At 49.1% G+C, this 22,846-nt stretch carries 18 protein-coding genes; 7 read left to right on the top strand and 11 right to left on the bottom strand.

What is annotated here, in order from left to right:
- The first annotated feature begins 39 nt into the window (after positions 1-39).
- Positions 40-396, top strand: a complete 357-nt coding sequence (locus GON22_RS16880) for a GNAT family N-acetyltransferase (RefSeq protein ID WP_160397275.1) — start codon at positions 40-42, stop codon at positions 394-396.
- 551 nt (positions 397-947) lie between these two features.
- The gene (locus GON22_RS16875; protein ID WP_160397274.1) at positions 948-1,466 is read left to right on the top strand and encodes an SMI1/KNR4 family protein; all 519 of its coding nucleotides are present in this window, start codon (positions 948-950) and stop codon (positions 1,464-1,466) included.
- A 54-nt stretch (positions 1,467-1,520) separates the two neighbouring features.
- Here GON22_RS16875 and GON22_RS16870 read toward each other — a convergent pair whose 3' ends face one another.
- From GON22_RS16870 to GON22_RS16835, 8 genes are all read right to left on the bottom strand, one after another.
- Positions 1,521-2,696 carry an MFS transporter gene (locus GON22_RS16870; protein ID WP_160397273.1) on the bottom strand — a complete coding sequence of 392 codons (1,176 nt, stop codon included), beginning with the start codon at positions 2,694-2,696 and terminating at the stop codon, positions 1,521-1,523.
- 88 nt (positions 2,697-2,784) lie between these two features.
- A complete protein-coding gene (locus GON22_RS16865; protein ID WP_160397272.1) occupies positions 2,785-3,630 on the bottom strand; it encodes a carbohydrate ABC transporter permease in 846 nt (281 codons plus the stop codon).
- 14 nt (positions 3,631-3,644) lie between these two features.
- A complete protein-coding gene (locus tag GON22_RS16860) occupies positions 3,645-4,547 on the bottom strand; it encodes a carbohydrate ABC transporter permease (protein ID WP_160397271.1) in 903 nt (300 codons plus the stop codon).
- A gap of 108 nt (positions 4,548-4,655) precedes the next feature.
- A complete protein-coding gene (locus GON22_RS16855) occupies positions 4,656-6,011 on the bottom strand; it encodes an ABC transporter substrate-binding protein (RefSeq protein ID WP_160397270.1) in 1,356 nt (451 codons plus the stop codon).
- A gap of 198 nt (positions 6,012-6,209) precedes the next feature.
- Positions 6,210-7,490, bottom strand: coding sequence for an extracellular solute-binding protein (locus tag GON22_RS16850; protein WP_160397269.1), 1,281 nt, complete (start codon positions 7,488-7,490; stop codon positions 6,210-6,212).
- 45 nt (positions 7,491-7,535) lie between these two features.
- Positions 7,536-8,522 (bottom strand): substrate-binding domain-containing protein, encoded by a 987-nt coding sequence (locus GON22_RS16845; protein WP_160397268.1) that lies wholly within the window; start codon positions 8,520-8,522, stop codon positions 7,536-7,538.
- 12 nt (positions 8,523-8,534) lie between these two features.
- Complete coding sequence (locus GON22_RS16840; RefSeq protein ID WP_160397267.1) at positions 8,535-10,316, bottom strand: cache domain-containing sensor histidine kinase; 1,782 nt, start codon at positions 10,314-10,316, stop codon at positions 8,535-8,537.
- Between the two features lies 1 nt (position 10,317).
- Positions 10,318-11,946, bottom strand: a complete 1,629-nt coding sequence (locus GON22_RS16835; protein ID WP_160397266.1) for a response regulator transcription factor — start codon at positions 11,944-11,946, stop codon at positions 10,318-10,320.
- A gap of 357 nt (positions 11,947-12,303) precedes the next feature.
- On the opposite strand from GON22_RS16835, the gene GON22_RS16830 reads away from it, so the two are divergent.
- From GON22_RS16830 to GON22_RS16820, 3 genes are read left to right on the top strand one after another with little or no spacing between them, the layout of a single operon-like run.
- Positions 12,304-15,687 carry an HD domain-containing protein gene (locus tag GON22_RS16830; protein WP_160397265.1) on the top strand — a complete coding sequence of 1,128 codons (3,384 nt, stop codon included), beginning with the start codon at positions 12,304-12,306 and terminating at the stop codon, positions 15,685-15,687.
- Positions 15,688-15,713: 26 nt separating this feature from the next.
- Entirely contained in the window at positions 15,714-16,427 is a 714-nt protein-coding gene (locus GON22_RS16825; RefSeq protein ID WP_160397264.1) for a hypothetical protein, read from the top strand.
- 48 nt (positions 16,428-16,475) lie between these two features.
- The gene (locus GON22_RS16820; protein WP_160397263.1) at positions 16,476-16,706 is read left to right on the top strand and encodes a hypothetical protein; all 231 of its coding nucleotides are present in this window, start codon (positions 16,476-16,478) and stop codon (positions 16,704-16,706) included.
- A 25-nt stretch (positions 16,707-16,731) separates the two neighbouring features.
- Here GON22_RS16820 and GON22_RS16815 read toward each other — a convergent pair whose 3' ends face one another.
- Both GON22_RS16815 and GON22_RS16810 read right to left on the bottom strand, forming a co-directional pair.
- On the bottom strand, positions 16,732-18,096 hold the full coding sequence (locus GON22_RS16815) for an O-antigen ligase family protein (RefSeq protein WP_160397262.1): 1,365 nt from the start codon (positions 18,094-18,096) through the stop codon (positions 16,732-16,734).
- A gap of 152 nt (positions 18,097-18,248) precedes the next feature.
- The gene (locus tag GON22_RS16810; RefSeq protein ID WP_160397261.1) at positions 18,249-19,475 is read right to left on the bottom strand and encodes a hypothetical protein; all 1,227 of its coding nucleotides are present in this window, start codon (positions 19,473-19,475) and stop codon (positions 18,249-18,251) included.
- A 207-nt stretch (positions 19,476-19,682) separates the two neighbouring features.
- On the opposite strand from GON22_RS16810, the gene GON22_RS16805 reads away from it, so the two are divergent.
- Complete coding sequence (locus GON22_RS16805) at positions 19,683-20,111, top strand: hypothetical protein (RefSeq protein WP_160397260.1); 429 nt, start codon at positions 19,683-19,685, stop codon at positions 20,109-20,111.
- Between the two features lie 73 nt (positions 20,112-20,184).
- On the opposite strand, the gene GON22_RS16800 is transcribed toward GON22_RS16805, so the two are convergent.
- Positions 20,185-21,609, bottom strand: a complete 1,425-nt coding sequence (locus GON22_RS16800) for a stalk domain-containing protein (RefSeq protein ID WP_237179210.1) — start codon at positions 21,607-21,609, stop codon at positions 20,185-20,187.
- Between the two features lie 139 nt (positions 21,610-21,748).
- Between GON22_RS16800 and GON22_RS16795 the strand changes: the two genes are divergently transcribed.
- The gene (locus GON22_RS16795; protein ID WP_160397259.1) at positions 21,749-22,603 is read left to right on the top strand and encodes a MerR family transcriptional regulator; all 855 of its coding nucleotides are present in this window, start codon (positions 21,749-21,751) and stop codon (positions 22,601-22,603) included.
- The last annotated feature ends 243 nt before the right edge of the window (positions 22,604-22,846 follow it).

Raw genomic sequence — 22,846 nt, 5'->3', positions numbered from 1 at the left:
CATTGGTTATAAACCCCTGAGCCGGAGGAATACAATCAGTTGCGCGTAGCCGCCGGGTTAAGCGCTAAAGATGTATCTGCCGCTAAGACTGCGCTTCAGCATTCAATATTTGCCGTCGCACTGCGGAATGAAGATGAACAATTGGTTGGCATGGGCAGAATTAAAGGCGATGGCGGGTACCTTTACCATATTGTGGACATTGCTGTAGAGCCCGCGTATCAAGGAAAGGGCTTCGGCAAAGTTATCATGTCCGAGTTAACGAGACATTTGGACGAAAACGCGCCAAAGGGCGCGTATGTTAGCTTGTTCGCGGACGTTCCAGCAGACGGGTTGTACAAGAAGTACGGGTTTGCTTATACAGCGCCTAAATCTGAGGGCATGTATAAGAAGTATTAAAAAGGACCGTGCTCTTTACTGCGCCTTTAAACGAGGTGGAGGGCACGGTCTTTATTTTTGTAGCGAGCCTGCTTACTGCTCGACTAAGCTGTAAAGCGCGGTCAGGCTTTCTTCTCAATGCAGACGATATGGTTGTCGTTGAGGATGATTGTTAGCTTGTCCGATATTGGAATAACTTGCGAATAGGAGATGGTTTTGTTGTTGATTGCTACGGTAAACCGTGGCCTGCCTCTCCGATCCAAGGCATAGAACGATATATCCAAGTTATACTGATCCAGTATCCGGTAAAGCAATGATTGAACCGAGTACTACAGAATGGAAAGCTGTGACGCCAATTTCATGGGATTCTAATGACCGTGCAAAGTATATTAAAACATATAGTGAACTATACCCTAAAAACGGATATAGTTGGGGAGATTATGATATACATCATATTCGTCCTCGTGAGTATAGTGGGACTAACGATTTTTCAAATTTAATACCTTTACCAAGAAATTTCCATGTGTATACCGTTAATGACTGGTGGAGGTACTACTGAGGGGTGTTGTGATATGGAAGGTGAAGATTATGTCAATCTGACATTGGAAGGTTTAAAGCAGCGGCTTTCATCTCATGGCACGTTAATCTGCCAGGCAAATCGAGGATATGTATTCGAAGCGAGCTTTGAGTTTTATGAACCTGCTTCGCAAGATAGGATAGATTCCTTCTTGAAGTCCACGAATTGGATCATACCCGCTGATTATCGGTCTTTTTTAGAGATTCATAATGGGGCAAAATTGTTTGAAGACTCATTCGGTACAAGCTTTAAACTATTCAGTTTAGCAGAGATTCAGGCTTATCACACAGACTACATGCCAGACGATTGTTATGCGATTGGCATGCAGGCCGGTATGGGCACGTTGTTAATGATTGATTCTACGGCGGTACGCAATGGATCGGAAGAATACCTCTCTTGGTTTGAGGCAGGGGAATTCCATCCAGTCAAATCTAACTTTCAATTATGGTTTGACCGTTTAGTAATGGCTCAGGGCACAGTATACTGGGGCTGGAATATTTTTCAGAATAGGTAAAACAAAAGACCGATACCCTCGTAAGGAGGGCAATCGGTCTTTTATATATTCCCCCTACTCCCCCCGTGCCCGAAACGCAAGATGCTGAAACAACGGAATAAGCATCAGGCAGCACACGGTAAAGCTAATGATCATCACGAACCATACGCCATGCAGCTCCGATAGCTGGAACGTTAACACGAGCAGCACGCAGCGGGTCGCGACCAAAATGTTCTCCCGCCACACGAGGAAGGATGTCTGCCGGATCGCGCCTGCGGGCTTGATGAAGCGGAACTGTTGGGCATTCCAGACCGTCGTGAAGTAAAACATGCCAACGGCAGTCAGAACGTTTGATGCAACCAAGGCAATCGGATGCCGGAACAGGACGATGATAAAGCCGACGGCCAGCAGTGCCGCGCCGATCCAGAGCCAGCGATTTTCGCTTATCCGGCATTTGCGATATACCCATAGCCCGCCGATCGCGCTCAACGTATACAGCATATTGAGCAGGGCAATCAGCACCTTGTTTTCCGTCACGGAGAATGTGAAAAGCAGCGTAAACAGGTTCTGAAATTGCAGAAAAATGCCTGCGGCGAGCATGGAAAGCAGCATCCACTTGGCGCCAGGCTGGCCGAATGCCAAGCGGAAACGGAATTTGCCATGGTCGGCGCGTTCGGCTTCCCCCTGGGGTGCAGGCAGCTTCATGCGCGGCATAAAAGCAGAGAAAACGAGCATTAGCGTGAGGAACACAAGCATCAGAGCGAAGGAGCCGCCATAGCCGAAGCCATCGATGGCTTTTGCAGCAATGAACGGAACGGCGATGGACAGCACCTGCCCAATGATGCTGATGGCAGCAAAGTAAGGCGAGAGCTCGCTGCTTTTGCCGCTCAGGGCGATGCTTAGATTTTGCGCAGCTGTGCTGAACCCGAACATCGCGCCGATTGGCACGCCAAGCACAATGATCCACAGCCACCTCGGCTCCAAGTGCGCATATTGCAAATATGCGAAGGCAATGCCTCCGCATACAGCCGATACGCCGAGCGGCAATCGGATCGTAAACCGTGTGAGCAGCTTCGCCGTGGCGGTGAAAGCAATGCCCCAGCTAACAAACATGGATAGATTGTAGAGCGATAGCTCGGCGATGCTGTGGGTTTGCTCCCACAGGTATAGGTTGACGAACAAGCCGATATAAATCGCGATGATGGAGCTCACCGTGTTCATCGCGAGCAATTTTTTCATTTCCTTCGACATGGGAGGCACCTTCTGTACGTTATGGCTTCAGCGTTAGCAGTGGCTTCAGCACGAGCGCCAGCATCAGCGGAGCCACACGCTTATCTGCTTATTTGACTGCACCGGCTGTGATGCCGCTAGCGATTTTGCGCTGGAAGACGATGTACAGGAGCAGCACGGGAACGATGGTGATGAACAGGGCTGCGAAGAGCGGACCCCATTCGGTGCGGTACTGCATCTCTGCCTGCATGACGCCAATCTCGACCGGCAGCGTGTACTGGCTTGGATCGTTAATGAGTATGGTGCCGACGATATATTCATTCCAAATGTTCAGGACGTTGACGATGCCGACCGTAATGAGGCCCGGCTGCGACAGTGGCAGCATAATGCGGAAGAACGTGCCGTAATGGGATGCGCCATCGACGATAGCTGCTTCCTCCAGCTCCTTGGGCAGCGACCTGAAGAAGCCGACGAGCACGAAGATGCCGAATGCGAGCACGCTAGACGTATAAACCAAGATCAAGCCGGTTTTGGTGTTAACGAGATTCAAGCTGTTCATTAGGAAGAATAGCGGGATGAGCGCCAGAACGAACGGAACCATCATCGATGCGATATACAGCAGGTAGAGCGCTGTGCTTCCACGGAATTTATAGCGTGCAAGTACGTAAGCAGTCGTCGCGGCGAGCAGCAGCCCCAGCAAGGTGGAGCCGAGTGTAACCACGATAGAGTTAACGAAATAGGTGTCAAAATGGTACCTGTTCCAAACGTAGGAGAAGTTGCTCCACAGCAGCGGAGCTTCCGGCAGCGCCCAAGGCAGATGGCGGAAAAATTGCTCGTTGTCCTTCAGCGCATCTAGCAGCGTCCAGAGCAGCGGATAGAGCACCAATAGGCTCCAGCCGATTAGAATTAGGTAGAAGATCGTTTTGACGGCCGGGTTACGGATGCCGAGGTTCATGTTGTTCGTCCTCCTTAGCTTAGCTCGACGGTCTCATTGCGAAGCAGGCGCTGCAGGACAACCGTCGTAATGAGCGAGAGCACCAGTATAAGTACGCCGATTGCGGCGGCGAAGCCGAAGTGATATTGCCGGAATGCCATCTGGTAGAGATAGGAGCCCATGACCTGCGTGCTGTTGTCAGGTCCGCCTTCTGTCATAATCCAGACGATGACGAACGAGCCGTTCAGCGTCGTCATCATAATGTTCAGAATCGACACTTTCATCTGCTCCCAGATGAGGGGGACGGTGATGGAGCGGAACTGCCTCCATTGGCCAGCGCCCTCCAGTTCAGCGGCTTCGAAGAAAGAAGCCGGGATGTTCTGGATAGCGGCGATAAGCAAAATCATATAAAATCCGATGCCCGCCCAAATTGCCGGAGGGAGCAGCATCCAAATCGTATGGTTCATGAACCCGAGCCATGCAATCGTCACTTTCTCTTCCGTGAAGAGGGACAGGAATGCATTAAGGAAGCCGATTTGCGGATTGTATATGAAGCTCCACAGAACGCCGATGACGACTACGGAAATAACGTTCGGAATGAAGAAAATCGACCGCATAAAGCCGGCTAGTTTGAAGTTGAAGCGAGTCAGCGCAACCGCGAAGAAGGTCGCGAGCACCATGATGCCGATGATTTTGCCCAGCACGAGGAAATAATCGTTGCCGATCGCCCGCCAGACGATTGGGTCTTGGAACAGCTCTTTAAAATTGTCGAGCCCGATAAATTCTTTGTCCTGCGACATGCCAGACCATTCGAAGAGCGAATAATAGAGGCCCTTGGCCACCGGATAAATGGTGAACAGGCTGAAAAATGCGAGTGTCGGAACGATGAAAGATGCGATAAATAAGGTTCTTTGCCATTTGGCGCTGCCTGTATTCATGACGCCGACCGCCTTCCTATAAATTCGTGAAGGATGACCGGGAGAGCCCGATCATCCTTCGTTTGTTGCCGTGCGAATCTGAATCCGAATCCCAATCCGAATTCGCGATTACTTCGCTACTTTCTTAACGACGTTAGTCACGCGCGCAACCCACTCTTCCGGCGTGATTTTGGCGATTGTGAGCGCATCTGTCGCATCCTGCATCGCTTTGTCCACGTCCGCGTTGAACGTAATCGTCGGGATGACGATCGTGTTGGCGTCGTTCAAATATTTTGCAGCATCTTTAACAAAGCTAGGCGCGTTGGAAGCGCTGATGTCGCCTTTGATGTTCGATGGCGATCCGCTCAGCTCCGCCCATTGGGAAGCTTGCGCTTTTGAGAAAATAAACTGCAGGAACGCTTTTGCCGCTTCTTTGTTTTTGCCGTTTTTTGCAATGGCTACTGTAGCAGTAGACGTATTCGCGACGACCTTCTGGCCAGCGTCTTGCATGACCGAAGGGATAAAGCCAAATTCGAAGCCGCTTGGAATGTCCTTGGACATTTCATTCGGGAGCCAGAGGCCGTTCGGGATGAAGGCATCTTTATTTTGTAGGAAAAGCATTTGCGAATCGGTATGGTTGATCTGGATCGACGCTTTGTCGATGAAGCCTTTGTCGCGCATCTCGACGATCTTGTTCAGTGCGCCGAGGACGGCTGGGCTGTTGAACGCTTCAACTTTGTTAGCCGCCATGTCTTGCAGCACCTTGAAGTCCCCGTTGTTCGCCGACACGATGGCAGGGTAGAGAACTGCGCCGTTAATGTAGTAAGGGTATTTGCCGGTATGGATGAATGGCGTTACGCCTGCTGCTTTGATCTGGTCGCTGACTGCCAGGAAGTCCGCGTAATTTTGCGGCTCTTGCCAACCTTTTTCCTTGAAGAGCGCTTTGTTCCAGAAGATGCCCCATGAGTTCAGGACGAGCGGGATGTTATAGATTTTGCCGTCATATTGCTGCGGCGCTTGCGTCAGGAGGTCAAGAATTTTGTCCCCGTCGACGTTCGTGCCGGTTTGCAGCCACTCGGTCAAATCTTCTAGCTGTCCATCCTCGACCATCTGGCGGTCGTTCAGCTCCGGACCGTCGATGTAGACGAAGTCAGGCGGGTTGCCGCCGATCCAGCGCGGTTTGTTTTGCTCGTTGATTTTGGGGCCGCTCATTTCTTTGATGTTCAGGTCGGGATTGGCTGCTTGGAAATCAGCAATGACTTTTTTCCACCACTTGTCGCCGTAGCCGCCGACGAAGTACTGGATCTCGAAGTCACCGGTCAGCTTCTTGTCTCCGCTGGACTCGTTCGTGGACGTGTCGGCAACCGGCTCTTTAGTTGACTCCGTGTCGGTTGTCTTGTCCTTGTCGGAACCGCATCCGGCCAGCGTCAGTGTCGTCATTACGACGGCTAGGCCTAGCGCTGCAAACTTGTTTTTGATCATCATGAATGCAAACCCTCCCCAAATTGAGTGTGCGTTTCTCTCGTTTCTAGCGAGCTGTTACGCTTACTCTCATCATAGGGAGAATGGCCAAATCCCTCTATCGAATATCTTCCATGAATTCTTTGTTATTTTCTTATTGTGGAAGATTGCAGCATAAAAAAAAGAGTGCCCCTCAGCCATCACGGCTTCAGGTACACCCCTTCACTTCATATACTGCGCGCTCCGCGCCTCGGCAAAATGCTGCAGCTCGTCCAGCGCTTTCTTCGGCTCCAGATGGTTGTACAGAACCGCGTCGCCGAGCTTGCGGGTGTAGTCCATGACCGCTTGCCAAGCTGGCTCCTGCACGGGATAGAACTTGGCTTTGCTCAGCGCATCGAGATTGGCCCGCATCGTTGCATCTTTGGCGGCGAGCGCAGTGCCAACCTGAGCGTTGGTCGGCAAGAAGCCCTCGCGTTCGATCATCTCCCGATAGGAAGGGTCATCATACAAATAGTCGATGAAGGTGGACAGTGCCTTCTTATCGGTATGGTCCGTCTTGAAGGACACCAGCACGTCATGCACGCCGAACGAAATCGGGGGATGGCCGTCCTTGACCGGAATCGGGCCAACGTTCCATTGCAGGTTCGGAAACTCCTTGGGCACGACCGATGTGAAGTAGTTGCCGGATATCATCATCGCAAGCTTGCCATCGCCCAGAATGCGCTGCTTCTCGTCGCGCGTCGTGACGGTTGGCTCCGGGTCGGTTAGCCCCGCGTCGAACAATTCCTTCAATAACGTTAAGCCCTCCACGTTGGCCGGCGAGTTAATCGTCCATTTGCCATCCTTGATCCAGCCGCCGCCCGCACCGAAGAAGAAGTAGGATAAGTACGCCTGCGTCTCGTTATCGGTCAGGTCGACGCCGAAGCCGGATGCGTGTCCGCCCGCTTTAATTTTCTCCGCATCGCGCTTGAGTTCTGACCATGTTTCGGGAGGCTCAATAATGCCGGCTTGCCGAAACAGTTCCCGATTGTAATATAAGCTTCGGATGGAGGCGACGTAAGGAATGGCATATTGATGCCCATCAATCTGGTCCATCTCCATCAAGTTGGGATACAGCTTATTCTTCAACGCGGGGGACAGGATATCGTTAAAGTCGTTCAGTAATCCGTCCTGTGCAAAATGCGCGTAAACGTTCGTGTTGAGCAAATCTGGCGGCTGGTTCTGGCTGATCATCGTCGTGTAGATGCCGTCGAGAATGTCCCAGTTGGCGACCTGCAGGTCGATGTCGATCAACGGATTTTTTAATTCAAACTCCCGGACAAGCTTCTCCAGAATCGGCTTCGTCTCTGTGCTGTACTCCGAAGCGACGAACCGAATCAAGGCAGGCTGTTCCTGAACTGGCGCCACAGGCTCGCTCTCGCCGTTTGAGCAGGCGGTGAGCAATGCCGGAAGGGCGAGCAAGGAAAGCAGCATCGCGGTTGGTCTATTTATACGGCTGAACATGGAATCAGTCACCTCCCAGCAAAGAAATGGGTCCATCTGCAATGGCTACTCAATGACGGTGAACGGGAACAGCAGCTTCTGGTTTTCCGGCAGGCTCATGTTTTCGCGCGTCACGACGGTTGAATCGATGTAGGTTGCCTTCTCTGCCTTGTTGCCGCCGACGAGCATCATGGCCGTCTTGACGCCTAAGTAACCGAGATTGAACGGCTTCTGAACGACAAGAGCGCTTACTGTCCCTTCATCAAGCAACTGAATTTCGTAGAGCGAGCTATCGAAGCCGATTAGCTTATGATTGCCCGCCGTGTCCACTTCTTTGAGCGCTTTGGCGACGCCAAGCGTGGCCGCCTCGTTCAGTGTGATGAACGCGTTAACCTCTGGATTGAGCTGAAGCAGTGATATTGCAGTCTCATACGCTTTTTCCTCCGAATCGCCACAGTAGTAGCTGCCGAACACGCTGTCCGCATAAGGCCGCAGCGCTTGGTAGATGCCTTCGTACCGCTTCGCGGAAACGAGGGAATCCGGCGAATCGCGGAAGATGGCGACCGTCGGCTTGCCCTTCGTTAAGCCTGCAATCGCCTCCCCGGCTAATCGCCCAGCTTGTTCATGGTTGCTGGATACGACAACGGGCATAGGCTTGAGTGCAAGTGGCGTATCCATGACGACGAGCTTAATGCCAGCTTCGGTTACGTCTTCGAGCACAGCAGGCATTCTGGCGTCCTCGATTGGAGCGACCACGATGGCATCCGGTTTACGGTCGATCGCTTCCCGCAAGGCTAGAATTTGGGCATCCGCGTCCGTCTCCTGCAGCGGGCCTTGCACATCAAGCCGGACGCCAAGCTCCTTGGCCGCCGTCTGGGCACCCATATTGGCTGTCTGCCAATAATCGGAGCGGACGTTCTGCGTCTTGAGCACGACGGTTACCGTTCGATTCCGATGGTCGGACACGTCGAACAGGTTGAGGGAAAAACTAGCATAAACTGCTGCGGTAACGAGGAACAATACGAGCAAAATCATAAAACGATGCTTGCGCATAGGCTTCTTCCTTTAATCAAGAATGGGAATTCGGATCGTCACGCAAGTGCCAGCCTCAAGCTCGCTGCGGATATGAACGCTGTATTCATGCCCAAAATAAAGCTGGATGCGCTCATTCACATTGCGTACGCCAATTCCCTTGTTGCGGTTATCTTCCTCGTACGGCAGCAGCAGGCGATGCAATTGCTCGGGCGACATGCCCTGGCCGTTATCCTCGACCTCGAATGCGATATGGTCGCTATGCTTTCTGCCGCGCACGGTTATGAAGCCCTTCTCCGCATTGTGGCGGATGCCATGATAGATGGCGTTTTCCACAAATGGCTGCAGCAGGATTTTGAGTGTCTTATGCCCCATGATTTCATCTGCAAAATCAATCTCATAATCGAGCTGGCTGTCGTAGCGCATCTTCTGAATGAGCAAATAGTTTTTAATATGCTCCGCCTCAACCCGAATCGGAATAAGCTCCTTGTCCTTTGTGATGCTTGCCCGAAATAACTTGGCTAGCGCCGATGTCATGAGGACGACTTCCTCGTGCTGCTTCTGCTCAGCCATCCAGACGATGGAATCGAGCGTATTGTAGAGGAAATGCGGGTTAATCTGCGCTTGCAGCAGCTGCAGCTCGCTCTTGCGCTTCGTTTCTTGGTTCTGGATGATTTCCTGCATGAGCGTCTTGATTCTGCCCACCATCATGTTGAAGGTGCGGCCGAGCTGCCCGATTTCGTTCATCTGCCCAATCTCGGTCTGAATGTCGAAGTTGCCCCGCTCAACGAGCTTCATGTCCGCCTGCAAATCCTTGATTGGCTTCGAGAAACGATGCGAGAGCCAGATGGAGATGACCAGCGAGACGGCAAGCCCGCATAACGCATATAGCAAAATCGAGTTGCGCAAAGACGCTTTGCTCGCGATCAGCTCATCCGTGTACGCGACCCCGACGATTTTCCAGCCAAAGCTCGTGTTCTGAACGGAGTAGATGCGCTTGCCTTCCTCGCCATCGGCGATAAAGGACGTTCCGCTGGCCGCCGCCGTCACTTCCGGAATTAGCTCTGTCCGTAAGTTACTGTTAATGAGCTGTTGCTGAGGATGGTAGACGATGTTCCCTTTGTCGTCGACGATGAACACATACCCTTTTTGCCCCATATTAATGTTGCTTGCTAGATCGTTGATAACATTGAGATTCAGGTCGACGAGAAAAACGCCTTCGGCGGTAATGCCATCCGTACTCTTCAGCTCCCGGCTTAAGGAGACGACCCAGCGGTATTCGTTCTTGATGATGTTCTGCACATGGGGCGCGGAGATGACGGACTTGCCGCCAGCCGCCCGCGCATCGGCATACCAGGATTGCTCCTTCAGCTTGGCGTTCGGATTCAGCGGCGTGATCCGCCTGTCCGACACGAAACGCCCGTTGTAGCCGAACACCATAATGTTCGCGATGTCTTTGCGTGTATAGAGAATCGCCTGGAACAGGTCGGAAATCCGTTTCTCATACGTCCGTAGCCCTTCCGGGCCAATAAAGTTGTTATCGGAAATGTAATACTTCACATCCTTGTTCGTCATGGCGAGCAACGAGATGTTCTCCATGTTGTCGACGTACGATTGGATGTTGGTGTTCACCTGCTTAATGATTTCCTCGATGTAGCCCTGCGCGTTCTTCTCGACCGCCCGTACGGACAATTGGTAGCTGATTAAGCTGGTCGAGACAATTGCGACGAGAATCAGGCAGGAGAACGCGAACGAAATGCTCGACTGGATGCTTTTGAGCGGAAATAGGGGGTAGCGCACGCGGTCTCTGCTCATGCTATAATCCGCTCCCTTTGTTCTCCCTGTAGTCTTTCGGCGTCATGCCGGCATGTTTCTTGAATAAGATGCTGAAATAGTTCGGGTCGCCGTAACCGACGCGCTCGGCGATTTCGTAAAACTTCAAGCTGGTCGTCTGGAGCAAATCCTTCGCTTTGGCGATCCGTACACCGGTTAGGTATTCAATGAACGTCTCCCCGGTATGCTGCTTAAACACAAGGCTGAAGTAGCTGGTGCTCATCAGTACGTGGCGGCAGATTTCTTGAAGTGACATTTTGTCATTGGCATAATTCGTCTCGATGTATTCGACCGCGCGGCGCACTTGCGAATTTGTAAAATGGTTACGGTTATCCGCGATTTCAGCCATCACAGCGTGGACGGCCTGCTTGAGCCAGCCTTCAATTTCATCTAGCGTCTTGAAACGATACACATCCATCAGCATCATCTGGCTGTCGAGGGATGTTTCCCGACCAGCGGGAATGACCTCCTGAATCGCGTTCATTAGCGAAAGGGTGACCTTCTGCATCTGGAGGAGGCAGGTGCCGATGGGCACAAGCGCCTTCTTCAGCTCGCTGATTCCTTGTTCGATGAGCTGCTGCGCTTCCTCGAACGACCCTGATTTGACGGCAGATACGAGGCTGCGGTCCCAGTTCAAGCTTGGCGGCGAAGCCAGCTCAGGCTTGCCCTCAAGGTCGAGGATGCTAAGCACGCGATTTTTGCCGAAGAGGAACCGGTAGTCGAGCGCCGACAGTGCGCTTTTGAAGGAAGCGGGCAGCATGTCGGGCGATAGGCTGATACGGCCGATGCCGATCGTCACCGTGAATTTCAAGTACTTCTCGATCTGATGGCGCACATCCTCCGCAAGGCGAAAAGCTGTCTCGTACAGGAGGCTTTCGTCGCCGTCGGCGGCGTGGGCGGTCACGATGGCAACCATTCGTTCTTCGCGCGTGCGGAAGAGGATGGCGTTCTCTTTCTCAGCGATTTCTTCGAAAATATTAAAAGCTGCAAAACGAAGAAACTCGACGTCATGCTCATACGAAAGCAGCTCCCGGTCGCCGAAATCGTCGATATCGATGGCCATGACCAGTGAATGCGTAGCCAGAGGGGGCAAGCCGAAATAGGCGAAGCGGTCCTCAATCTCGATTTTGCTAAGGCCGACCGCGACAAGCCGCTCCAAGAACCGTTCCCTCAGCAGAGGCACGCTTTGCTTTAGTTGGTCCTGCAGGCTGCTGAGGTTTTCGTGGCGCTGCCGCTCCTCGTCCATTTCACCGCGAACCTTGTCCAAGAGCTGGCGAATCTCCCGCGCGGTAACCGGTTTCAAAATAAAATCTGACACTTTGAGCCGCAGCGCTTGCTGCGCGTAATCGAATTCATCGTAACCCGTTAGAATAATCACTTTGATATAAGGGAAGCTCCCAGCTATCAATCCGGCAAGCTCCAGCCCATCCATGAAAGGCATGCTTATATCGGAAATGACGAGATCCGGCTTCTGCTGCTCCACCGCTTCCCAGGCATCTCTGCCGTTGGCATAGTCCCCGATCAGCTCGAAGCCGTGCTCGTTCCAATCAATCGTATTTTTAAGTCCAACGCGAACGACGGCTTCATCGTCCACGATAATTGCTTTATACATAGGCACTTCGACCTCCCGCATGTATAGATTAGCCGATGGGTGTGAGGCGCGTCTATGACCAAATTAGACAAGTGGGCTGGGAGTGCGGCCAGCGTGCGGGAGTGCGAATAGGGTAGAACAACTGCCCTATCCCGCCGGATAGCGTGCGGGAGTGCGAATAGGGTAGAAAACCCTGCCCTATCCCGCCAGATAGCGTGCAGAAGTGCGAATAGCGCAGGTGTATATGCCATGAGATTTAGCATGATTCACGCAGTAGACCTATCTTGTTCATTCCGACTTTCAGGATATATATTAATAATATGGATATTTATTAATAGGATAATTTATCAAATAACTAACGAAAAATAGGTGAAATTAATGTGTGAGCATCAAGTATCTATATACGAACGTCCATTGGATGCGGCGGAAATACAAACGGAAAATGCTCAATTCGCAAATAAGCCATTAGCGTTTGAAAATCAAATCGGCTACCCGTTCTGCGAGCTGCAGCCACGGGATTTTGAACGTCTCGCCTTCTGCCTCTATCAGGCTGAGCTCCAGAAGCGCCCGACTGGCGCCTATGATGAAATTCAGTTAATGCAGGGCGTCGGCGAGCGAGGCAGGGATTGTTTGTTACTGCGCGGCGGCAAGACGGTTGGGCTCATCCAATGCAAACGATATAAAACGAATATCGATGTTTCCGAGATCGGCAGGGAGATCGTGAAGTTCGTGCTTCATTCTTTGCTCGACCCAGCGCTGCTCCCGGATGTGAACGATTTTTCGTATAAAATCGCCGTGTCCTACGGTTTTAGCGAGAATGCATTGAATTTGATCAATTCCCTTACGAAACAGTCTTATGACAAGGATACTATTAAGATCTGGGCGGCTGAAGCCATTGCGAAAAACAAAGGCCTATCGTCCATCGTTTGGGATGATGTAAAAAACAGTGTTTTCGACGCATTGGACAAGATATCATTCGAGACAATATATCCCGACACACTTAATCCTTTAATTGAAACGAACCCTGAAATCAAATCGATGTTTTTCGAATTAAAGCCCATATTGGATTTGAAAAGCTTCGAGAAATTGCTCGTCGAGAGAGAAAAAGCGGCACTGCAGTTTTGCGACACGGGTTTGCTGGAAAGAAGGCTCAAGGAGAAGAACGAAGCTTTGTTTCATAAGCTGCAAGAAACGAAGCAAGTGGCGAGTCGAATATTTAATACATACAGCGCAAACTTTATCCTCTACTCGTTCCACAACAAGGAGCATTCTGTAAGCGTATCCCGGCTGTTAGGCGATAAGGTGCTGGATCAACTCATGCTCGATGATTTGAACGAGGTGGAATTGTACGTGCTTGCTTCCGCTGCTTATCTTCATGATATCGGCGTATGCAGGCCCAATGAGGATATCGAACAACGGTTCAAGGCGCACGGGGATAGCGGGCAAAACCATGCGAATAAGACACTAGAGGAATACGCCAGAGACCATCATGCCTATTTCACTTATGACTATATTCTTGGCCATTGGGAGGCGCTAAAGCTTGATCCTTCCTGGAAGGAAGCTATTGCATTAGTGGCAGGGGAGACGAAAGATCGCGATGTTTACGCAGACAATAATTTCGAGTACGACTATCGTGGCGGCAGAACCAAAGTGTGCATCCCATACCTCTATACATTATTGAACATAGCCGACAGGCTCGATGTGGAAAACCTGAATGCGAATTATTTGCTGCAGCATTACCGGGGGATGGAGGAGCATAAGGAGAGCAAGAAGCTATGGGAAGAAATCCAGTATGGCATCTACGGCAAAATTACACATGAAGACCGGATCGTATTCGAAGGCCAATGCGACAACCAATTAATTTATATCTCGCTGAACCGCCATATCCAAGAAACGAAGCATCAGATGGACCAAATGATTGCGAAGGTGCGAAAGCGCAGCTCCCAGTATAGATTCAGCATTCATTTTATTGAGGAGCAGATCAAGACGCCTTTTAGCCAAAAATGGGGTTTTTCGATTGACTATAACGGGATCGCCGAAACGTTCATGGGCAAAAACATCTACGGGGACAAGTATGATGCGATTAGAGAAGCGATACAGAATGCGATCGACGCCTGCCAGTTAAGAAAAGCGAAGGAACCAGCGTACGCGCCTGAGATCGAAGTAAGGCTCACGGATAAGGAAATTGTCATTATCGATAACGGCCGAGGAATGGACGAGTATATCGTTCAAAACTATTTTTCAAAGCTATGTAAGTCTTACTATAAGGATTTCGAGATCGATTCTATCGGACAGTTCGGCATCGGGGTGTTCTCTTACTTCATGCTGTGTGACAGCTTCTCGGTTGAAACGAAGACCAAGGAAGGGCAGCGGCTATGCTTTAAAGGGCACAAAAACTTATATTCGTACTTTTACTTCTACGACGAGAGTCAATGGAATATGGCTGAAGGAACGGCGTTAACGTTGCATTTGAAGGAAGACGTGCTGAGAGAAATAAACGGGGACACGCTTATTGCGAAAATTAGGGATCATTTCAGGTTTGTTGATATTCCTATTAAGGTGGTTAGTGGGGATACGAGTGAAGTAATTGCTAGGGAGTCATTCAGCTTGGATCTTCAGGCGGAATTGATGCATGAAGTGGATTATATTTACCGGGATAAAGTTAAGGATCTGTTTCTGTTGGAAAGCCATATTGATAATGAGCAGTTCGAAGGAACCTGCGGTATCATTGTTGAACGCATTGATCGTGCTCCTGGTTATCGGCCGTTTTATCTACATGAGATACTTCGCACGCCCTCTTCTTATGAAGGCGGAACGCTAATCTGCCAGAAAGGCGTCAAAGTATCGAATCGTCCTTATCGATCTATGAGAAAAGGTAGCAAGCTTTTTAAAATCATGCTATGCAGCATCAATATTAAAACCAATCTAAAAATAAGCATAGGCCGAAATGATTTTTTGGATGACGAACTAAACACGATTATTTCGGAGTTCGAGGCGGCTATATTTAAGAAGTTCGCTAACGATCTTCAACAGCTTGAATCTTTGCAACCGTATGCGGCGACTGCTCAATTTGTTGCCAATTACATTGATTATTATAGCTTTCCTTACAAGTCCCTGGAACAATGCATTCAACAACATTTTTATATTAGAGCTTATGTAGGCAATAGTGCCATCTGTATGAAGCTGGAAGAGTTTCTGTCGGCGCATCCAAATTTCATTTATATGGGTGGGGAAAGTAAATCTAATGAGCGTGCAGCAATGGCTGCCGCGCATACAGGAATGCCTGTTATGTTTATTGAAAATGGCGACCTTTGCCGATTTTATTATAATTTATTCGATGAAACAAACTACTCTTTTGCGTTGCACGGGGAGCTGAACAATTTGTTGGTCATTTCCGTGACCGAGCATGTGCAAGATAGAGGTCCTATCCCTTATGGCATCGCAATGCCAATAAATAACCAGTTATTGTTCGAAGTCGTAGATACGATTCATTATGATAGACCTTTCTACAATAGCAATCATCCTTTTATTCAGGTGTGTATAACGAATGAGGATAAAATAGGAAATAATAAATTATTGTCTAGTAAGTATCATCAATTTTTTAGTTTTCTCAGAAATGTGTATGAAAAGCGCTCGCAACCAATCAGCTTGCAACAAGTGAACGAATCACTAGCAGGAATACTTAGCGGCTTCGATGAAAACATCCAATTAACAGCCGAAGATTTCCCAGAGCGGTTCAGAGGCAATCTATTGGTCGACTAGACGGAGAAGGGGCGTAGAAGCAGCATATGAAAACACAATACGTGGTCGCTGCCGTTATTCTTGTAGCATTGCTTTTGTCTTACTTCCTAAGACGAGCGGAACCGAGCAAGGGATTGGAGCCAGAGCCGATCAAGATCGATAAGCCAGCAAGAAAAAAGGTATCCGTTGATGCCACGCCAGACTACCCGGTTCCATTCGGGTACAAATGCCAGTGGCTTGCCGTTACGACGGGCGATACCCAAGCGGTGGTTGAAGCAATACAGCTGCAAGAGCTGGAGATTGCGAATTGGAGCACGGGAGTCGATGCAGCGTATGAAGGGCATTATTTTGTCTCCCCGCCGATCCAAGGGTGGACGTTAGTCATTAATGCGTTGATGCCGGATATAACCGGGGCAGAATCGCCGAGTCCGCTAACGTTGATTGACGAATTGAGCAATCGGTTCGGTGAAGCTTATTATTTTGGAACCCATCGGGTGGTCGATTACCATGCTTGGGCGAAGTCAGTGAACGGCAAGCTTGTTCGCGTATACGGATGTCTAGGCGAGACGTTTATCAATGAGGGCGCGATTAGCAAGGAAGAACACGATTACCACATGATCTTCACGGGCCTGGACGTGGAAGAACCACATTTGCCAAGTGAGGAAGACGTGCTGCTAATCGCAAAGGAATGGACCGTGGACCCGCAGATGGAAGAGGGCGAATATGAGGCGGGGACGGGGTTTGTAGGGACGTTGAAGTAACTATGCAACCAATGGGGGAAACAGAAGTTTGAGGTGAAGGTCACCTATTTGGACGAGCAAGGCAATGAAATCCCCTCAACCCCAGCTGAATATGATAAAGAAACTAATCGAGTAAGCAACCAGCTCATCGAATGGTTGGAGGCATTTATAGGGGATAGGGAAGCTACGGTTTATCGTATGGTAACAGAGATTGACGAGAAAAATGAGTTTGACTGGGAGCAGCTCTATTTTGAAATCGAAAATAAGGTGTATGTTTTAGACTTTTACCAGTGGGGCTAGCGGATGCATCCGTTAGGGCTGATCCTTACTTCACAGCAGCCTCTTTCGAAATAGCATACGTATTCAGGGCTAATATAAACGACAGCAAGAAGGCGATACTGGTCCAATACGCACCTTCGTAAAAAATAATGTTTACCATAATTGCAACGAATGAAGCTGCTGTGAACTTGATGATGTTGGCATTGCCTGTGCTCAGGTTTTTAAATGACCGCCTGATAATGTGAACAATCCCCGCAAAGAGGATAATCATCCCCGCGATTCCGAACTCATAGAAAAATGTGAAGTACTGGTTGTCGATGATGTAGAAGTTATTCAGGACGATGGATGTCCCATCCTGGCGCATGTTCCAAGATATCATGCCATAGCCGTGTCCGATCAGAAGATTAAGCAGGTTGGAATGAAGCATCAGGCCAAGTACGTATTGGATGCCACCGGACCTTTGCTCGACAGATGCTGTACCTTCTGCGTTAGAGAACCGATTAATGATTGTGCTCCACAGCGAGCTATCCCCCGTGTTGACGCTCATCATAATCAGTAAAATAATAGGGATGGCAAAGATTATCGCAATTGCTCGCGGCATAGGAATTTTTAACTTCTCTTTATTATCCTTGTTGCGTGCTGTGAATAAGAGATAAGTGAGAATCCCGGCACCTAATGCGATGTAACTGCTGCGTGAAAAAGTTAAAAACAGAGCTGTAACATTAACAAGCATGAATAAAGCGTAGAGGTTTTTTCTAAGTTGATTAAATAAATAATAGTTAAGCAACGCTCCAATGATCAGGAAGTTGCCCATTACGATAGGATGCTGCATGGGGCCGGAAACACGATATAGTTCATATCCGCGTTTAATGCTGTAATACCTGTGATAGTCCGTGTTAAAAAATTGGCTGAATACAGGATTGAATTTAATCAAATATTCGAATATGCAATAGATTGAAATGATGTTGAAGAGGATCCCGACAAACTTGAGCAAATTTACGTTTCTGCTGAGGCTATTTCTCATGAGATACGCTTTGACCAAGATGTAATTAAGAACAAATACGCCAATAAACATCGCTACAGTTGCCATATTTAATACTAAAACTTTATTGATGTGATAAACGGTGTTTAGCTGGGTATATACGGCGAACGATGTTATCATCGCCAGAATGAGGCCTGCCGCCCTAATTGATAGAGTACGGTAGCTTTGCGATAGCACTATGAACGCGATCAGGATTTCGAACGCATAATAAACATTTTTATTCAGGACAAGCGGGGACAGGAACATCATAAAGAGAATGAATGCAGGGACAAAAATGTTAATTAATGCATTTGGCTGTAATTGTTCTTTAGGTGTATCACGCTGCAAGTTGCTAATCGCCGCTACTGAATTAGCTGAATAAGATGACATTCGCCAACCTCCGATACAATATGTAGCATTATTTTTCTTATTAAAACACAAAACAACAGGGGATACAAGAGCCCCTGTCGTTAAATAACGTTTGTGATCAGCCAATATGCACCTCAAACGAGGGGTAAATTGGAATTTTATTATTCAAAGAATTAATGTACACCGGAAGTAGCGAGCCGGATATATTCGATAATGGCATGATTTCGAATGACTTTGCCGGATTTGTAATCCTGGCGATAATCTTGCCGAATATTGATTTTCCATTCTTTGCGAAGCGTGAATGTTGCTTCATCACTGTACACGGGTTCCGGTGGTGCAGCAATACTGGTGGATTTGCCTGTTTTAACATCATATTGTGCATAGCTTGAGCTTATGATCTCGGGGCCGGAATCGGCTAGATGCTTGAACTTGAAGTAATGTAATACGATTTTATCCGGGGAAACCCAACTCGTTAGCTCGACATACTGGTTCGATCCTGGTTTAGTTTGGATTCGGCGAACAAGCTCTCCCGTTACTTTCTCAATATCGACCGCTTGGGAGGCAAAGCTCCAGTCATATTCGGCAGAATCAGGGTCAAGGGCATGCTTGTCATTGTCATCATAAGTATAGGAACGGGCGACGTATCGGTCTTCTGGCCCGAATTCGGCACGTTTGAAGTTACTCTGGGGCTGTGTAACATTCGGATTGTTGTTATGGACGGTGTTAACGACGTTGCCGTTGAGATCGTAAATGGACCACGCTTCAAAATAGTTGCCTGTATTTGAGACTGTAATGGCATCATAAGGCCAATCTGCACGGAACTTCTTGCTGAGAACGTAGGATGTTCGTTTCTTCAAGTCATAATGCGCGATTTCGCCCGAATCAGCAGCCACCATGAGAACATCTTTATTCTTGTTCAGCCATATCGGCCCGTGGTGATAAAAAATACTTTTGAGTACATCATCGAACAATAAGGTTTCCTTGCCACTCGGTATGTTAAAGCTCATAATGCTGTAAATAACGTTACCGGAGACCGTGTGGGCGGATGTGTAGATAAAGGTATCCTCAGAGAGGAAGCCGACAGGCTTTATAAAACCGGCGTTTAAAGAGTCGAGACCTTCAAGGGGTTGGCTTATCGTAATTCTTTTTGCCGTTCTGGTTTGGGAATTAAAGAAAAATAAATCATGAGCGGACTGATCGCCAAATAGCCCATAAGCGGTCCAGTTCCCTTGGCCAGGAGGCAAGTAGGTGTTCTGCACACGATAGCCGATGTCTTTAATCTCAATTTTAAAGCCTGTTGCTAAGTTGGTTAGTTGATAGTTGCTTGGCGTGCTGAAAGCTAGCGTGAATAATGTGAGGGTTAGTAAAATGATTTTGCCCATACGTGTATGTCGATTCATTGTATACTCCTATAAGGGAAAATAGTTTATTAATATTAATAGTATAATTGTGAATTATATCCATGTTAAAATAAATTGTTGAATTGGACAAGCGGGGGCGAGCGCAATGGGTACTAAATTCGGTAACGTTCATGTATGGACGGAAAAACTAGAGGATGTTGTTGCGGGGCTAAAGGCTTTAGCGGGAACCATTACTATTTAGCCCAAATGCAGCCAAACTGGACGACAATCCTGAATGATGGGTTCGGCTGGGGAACAGCAGAAGCCTTTGGCGAAAAACTATCCCATCATATCAGCTCGCCAATCCTAACGATTTCTTATTTTGACGATGATGTATTTGAAATGAACATATACTTGAACGGCAGCCAACAAACTGGCCAGATCTGGTGTTCGGACCTAACTCGCGAAGACTATGGCCTGAGGGAGGATGGGGCGGATATAAGCATTTTGGTGAACATATTAGGGCATCAGCATGCTGCAGAACTGAATGAATTCCTTGCAATTGAAGGATGTGAAGAAGCTATAGGAAAGCTGGAGCAAATGATTGGAATCCCCTTATGGATTCATTCGGATTGGTTTGGCGATATGGAAGATGAAGACGTTAAGCTTCAATTTAAGCAATATAATTTTAACTAAAATAATGCAAAAACAGAGCACAGCGAGCGTTCGCCGTGCTCTGTTTTTGTTTTGCTTACATCAATTATGCCCGTTAATCTGCAATCTTATGAACCGACCATACGATGCCAACACCGCCAGCGCCCAAATCCAGTGGAATGGTTAAGCCGTCGGCTACATAATCCAAAGTTAGAATATCCCCAGCGTTTAAGATTGCATCGCCGTCCAACGTGACCGTAGAGCTGCCAAGTATCGTTCGTAACGTGAGAACCAACGCGACATTAACGTTGAATATCGGCAAAGGTGCGCTGATCAAATCTGTAGCGTTCCGCTTAACAGCAAAATAAGGATCAACGCCAGCTCCGAGTGAAACGGATATTGCACTTGTCGTTTTATACGGAATTGTTGCTTTAATTGTATATTTGCCTGTAGAAGGAGCCGTGTAGGTTCCTGTTACAGCATTAAACGATAATCCAGCGTAGTAAGGGGAGGCTGCGTCCCATCCGTATATCGATGTTGAAGTTGCAGCAGTTAAGTTGGACAATTTGGCTGAGAAGCCTTCGTCAGCATAGTTCGTGCCTGCTGGGCCTGCCGGACCTTGGGGTCCCGTCGCCCCGGTTGGTCCAGCTGGACCCGCTGGACCGGCAGCACCGGTAGGGCCGGCTGGGCCAATAGCACCCGCAGGGCCTTCAGGACCGACAGCGCCGGTTGGTCCAGCCGGACCAGCTGCACCAGCGGGACCTTCAGGGCCAATAGCACCCGCAGGGCCTTCAGGGCCAACAGCACCAGTTGGACCCGCAGGACCGATAGCGCCAGCCGGACCAGCCGGACCAACAGCGCCTGCAGGACCTTCAGGACCAACAGCACCGGCTGGACCCGCAGGACCAGCCGCACCAGCCGCACCAGTAGCGCCAGCTGGTTCAACGGCACCAGCTGGGCCTGCCGGACCGGCAGCGCCGGTCGAACCTGCTGCGCCAGTAGCGCCCGTTGATCCGCTAGCGCCAGTGTCGCCTTTATCGCCTTTTGGTCCCGTAGCACCGGTGTCACCTTTATCGCCTGGAACGCCTTTGTCTGCTAGCGTAATCAGGACGGTTTGAAGCTCTTGATTCCACTTTACTTTGGCGCCGTATAGGCTAGCCATGAATCGAAGCGGAACCATCACGCGATTATTAATGGATTGTGCAGGATGGTCCAGCGTCACCTTCTTGCTCTCTGGACCGAGCAGGACAGTGGCAGTTGGCGCATCCAACACGAATTTAACTGTCGTGTCTTCCCGTGTTACCGAGAGGGAGCGCGTTGCGGCTGTCCACTGGTATTTGGCTCCAAATGCGCTCACAATGTCATTAACGGATACGAGCATCGTGCCGTTATGCACAATTGGCTTCACGGTACTCTGTACCGCACGGCCATCCACATTTAGCGAAATGCCTGCTGCTTGTGCGAGAGGCGCTGCAATAAGCGTAAGCATAATGGCAACGATAATAGCAGTTTTAAATCTAGCTTTTTTAATAAAGGACAACTTAATTCCTCCCTATGCCTATTAACATGGAATAATATAGTTTTATAGTATCAGGATTTAAGTGATTTCTCTATCCTTTCGGCTATAATGCCATGATCACAAATAGCCATTGACCTTGCCCCAAGGGTAACGTTGTAGGATGAAATCACAGACCAATAAACTGCTTTTGAAGGGAGCATTCGATTTGCTTACCGTTGGGCTTCTTGCACGATTATTCGGCGTAACGCCGAAGACGCTTCGGCATTATGATGCCATTGGATTGTTCACGCCCGCCCGGATTGGGGAGGAAAACCAGTATCGCCTGTACGCACCAGATCAATTGCCGGAGCTGCGGCGCATTGTGTTCCTTCGCTCGATGGGGCTAGGCATTGAAGCGATTCAGGAGCTGAAGCGCGATGGCACCTTGGATGACGTGAATAAGATTTCAAGGTTGCTTCGGGATCGAGCGGACGGCATTCAAAGCGAAATCGCAGCCCGGCAAGAGCAGCTCGTAGCGATTCAACGAATGGTCGAGTATATGGCGTTTACTGGAGGCATTCCAATGAAACCGACAATTGTAGTGAATGAAGCTTTTACTGTACTGGGCATGGCATGGAACAGCAAATCGGGCGAAGGGGATATCCCTGGCCTATGGCAGCGATTTATTCCGCGTGAGCATGAAATCGAAGGCAAGCTGCAACCAGCGGTCTCTTATGGGATTTGCGAACCTGGCGAGCAAGAGGAGTTTACGTATGTGGCGGGTTACGAGTCGCACAGTGAGCGGATTCCCGAGGGCATGGCCAAGGTGATTGTTCCGGCGCAGCGCTATGCGGTATTTACGCATAAAGGCAGCGTTGCACAATTGGGGGAGACGTATGAATTAATCTATAGCAAATGGCTACCGCTGCACGGGCTTGAGCCTGTCAAAGGCTATGATTTTGAACGATACGATGAGCGGTTTATTGGACCGGAGAATGTGCGGTCAGAGCTGGACATTTATATTCCGATTGCTTAATGAAAGGCGTTGCGTGGGGCTGGAATGGTTTGCCGAAAGGCAGGCTGTTACGGCTTTTTTTATTGCCTTAATAGAGGATTTTAGGGGAATGTTATCTTAAGCTCAAAATGCCATATCGTCAAGAGAAACTATGAAATCATGCAGGAATTTGATGATAGCCCGTTCTATTGCGGGAAGATGAATCGAAATGGTGGAATTCCTATTTTTTCAATTAACCCCTCCTGTTATATGGTAGCACTATCA

Source organism: Paenibacillus sp. MMS18-CY102 (genome assembly GCF_009789195.1).
GTDB lineage: Bacteria > Bacillota > Bacilli > Paenibacillales > Paenibacillaceae > Paenibacillus_T.
This window is presented reverse-complemented; position numbering and strand designations above follow the sequence as displayed.

Coding starts and splice junctions, on each gene's coding strand:
- GON22_RS16840 (WP_160397267.1), bottom strand. CDS start 10,316: ATGAGCAGAGACCGCGTGCGCTACCCCCTATTTCCGCTCAAAAGCATC.
- GON22_RS16870 (WP_160397273.1), bottom strand. CDS start 2,696: ATGTCGAAGGAAATGAAAAAATTGCTCGCGATGAACACGGTGAGCTCC.
- GON22_RS16850 (WP_160397269.1), bottom strand. CDS start 7,490: ATGTTCAGCCGTATAAATAGACCAACCGCGATGCTGCTTTCCTTGCTC.
- GON22_RS16855 (WP_160397270.1), bottom strand. CDS start 6,011: ATGATGATCAAAAACAAGTTTGCAGCGCTAGGCCTAGCCGTCGTAATG.
- GON22_RS16830 (WP_160397265.1), top strand. CDS start 12,304: ATGTGTGAGCATCAAGTATCTATATACGAACGTCCATTGGATGCGGCG.
- GON22_RS16860 (WP_160397271.1), bottom strand. CDS start 4,547: ATGAATACAGGCAGCGCCAAATGGCAAAGAACCTTATTTATCGCATCT.
- GON22_RS16845 (WP_160397268.1), bottom strand. CDS start 8,522: ATGCGCAAGCATCGTTTTATGATTTTGCTCGTATTGTTCCTCGTTACC.
- GON22_RS16805 (WP_160397260.1), top strand. CDS start 19,683: ATGCAGCCAAACTGGACGACAATCCTGAATGATGGGTTCGGCTGGGGA.
- GON22_RS16810 (WP_160397261.1), bottom strand. CDS start 19,475: ATGAATCGACATACACGTATGGGCAAAATCATTTTACTAACCCTCACA.
- GON22_RS16875 (WP_160397274.1), top strand. CDS start 948: ATGGAAGGTGAAGATTATGTCAATCTGACATTGGAAGGTTTAAAGCAG.
- GON22_RS16825 (WP_160397264.1), top strand. CDS start 15,714: ATGAAAACACAATACGTGGTCGCTGCCGTTATTCTTGTAGCATTGCTT.
- GON22_RS16835 (WP_160397266.1), bottom strand. CDS start 11,946: ATGTATAAAGCAATTATCGTGGACGATGAAGCCGTCGTTCGCGTTGGA.
- GON22_RS16815 (WP_160397262.1), bottom strand. CDS start 18,096: ATGTCATCTTATTCAGCTAATTCAGTAGCGGCGATTAGCAACTTGCAG.
- GON22_RS16795 (WP_160397259.1), top strand. CDS start 21,749: ATGAAATCACAGACCAATAAACTGCTTTTGAAGGGAGCATTCGATTTG.
- GON22_RS16865 (WP_160397272.1), bottom strand. CDS start 3,630: ATGAACCTCGGCATCCGTAACCCGGCCGTCAAAACGATCTTCTACCTA.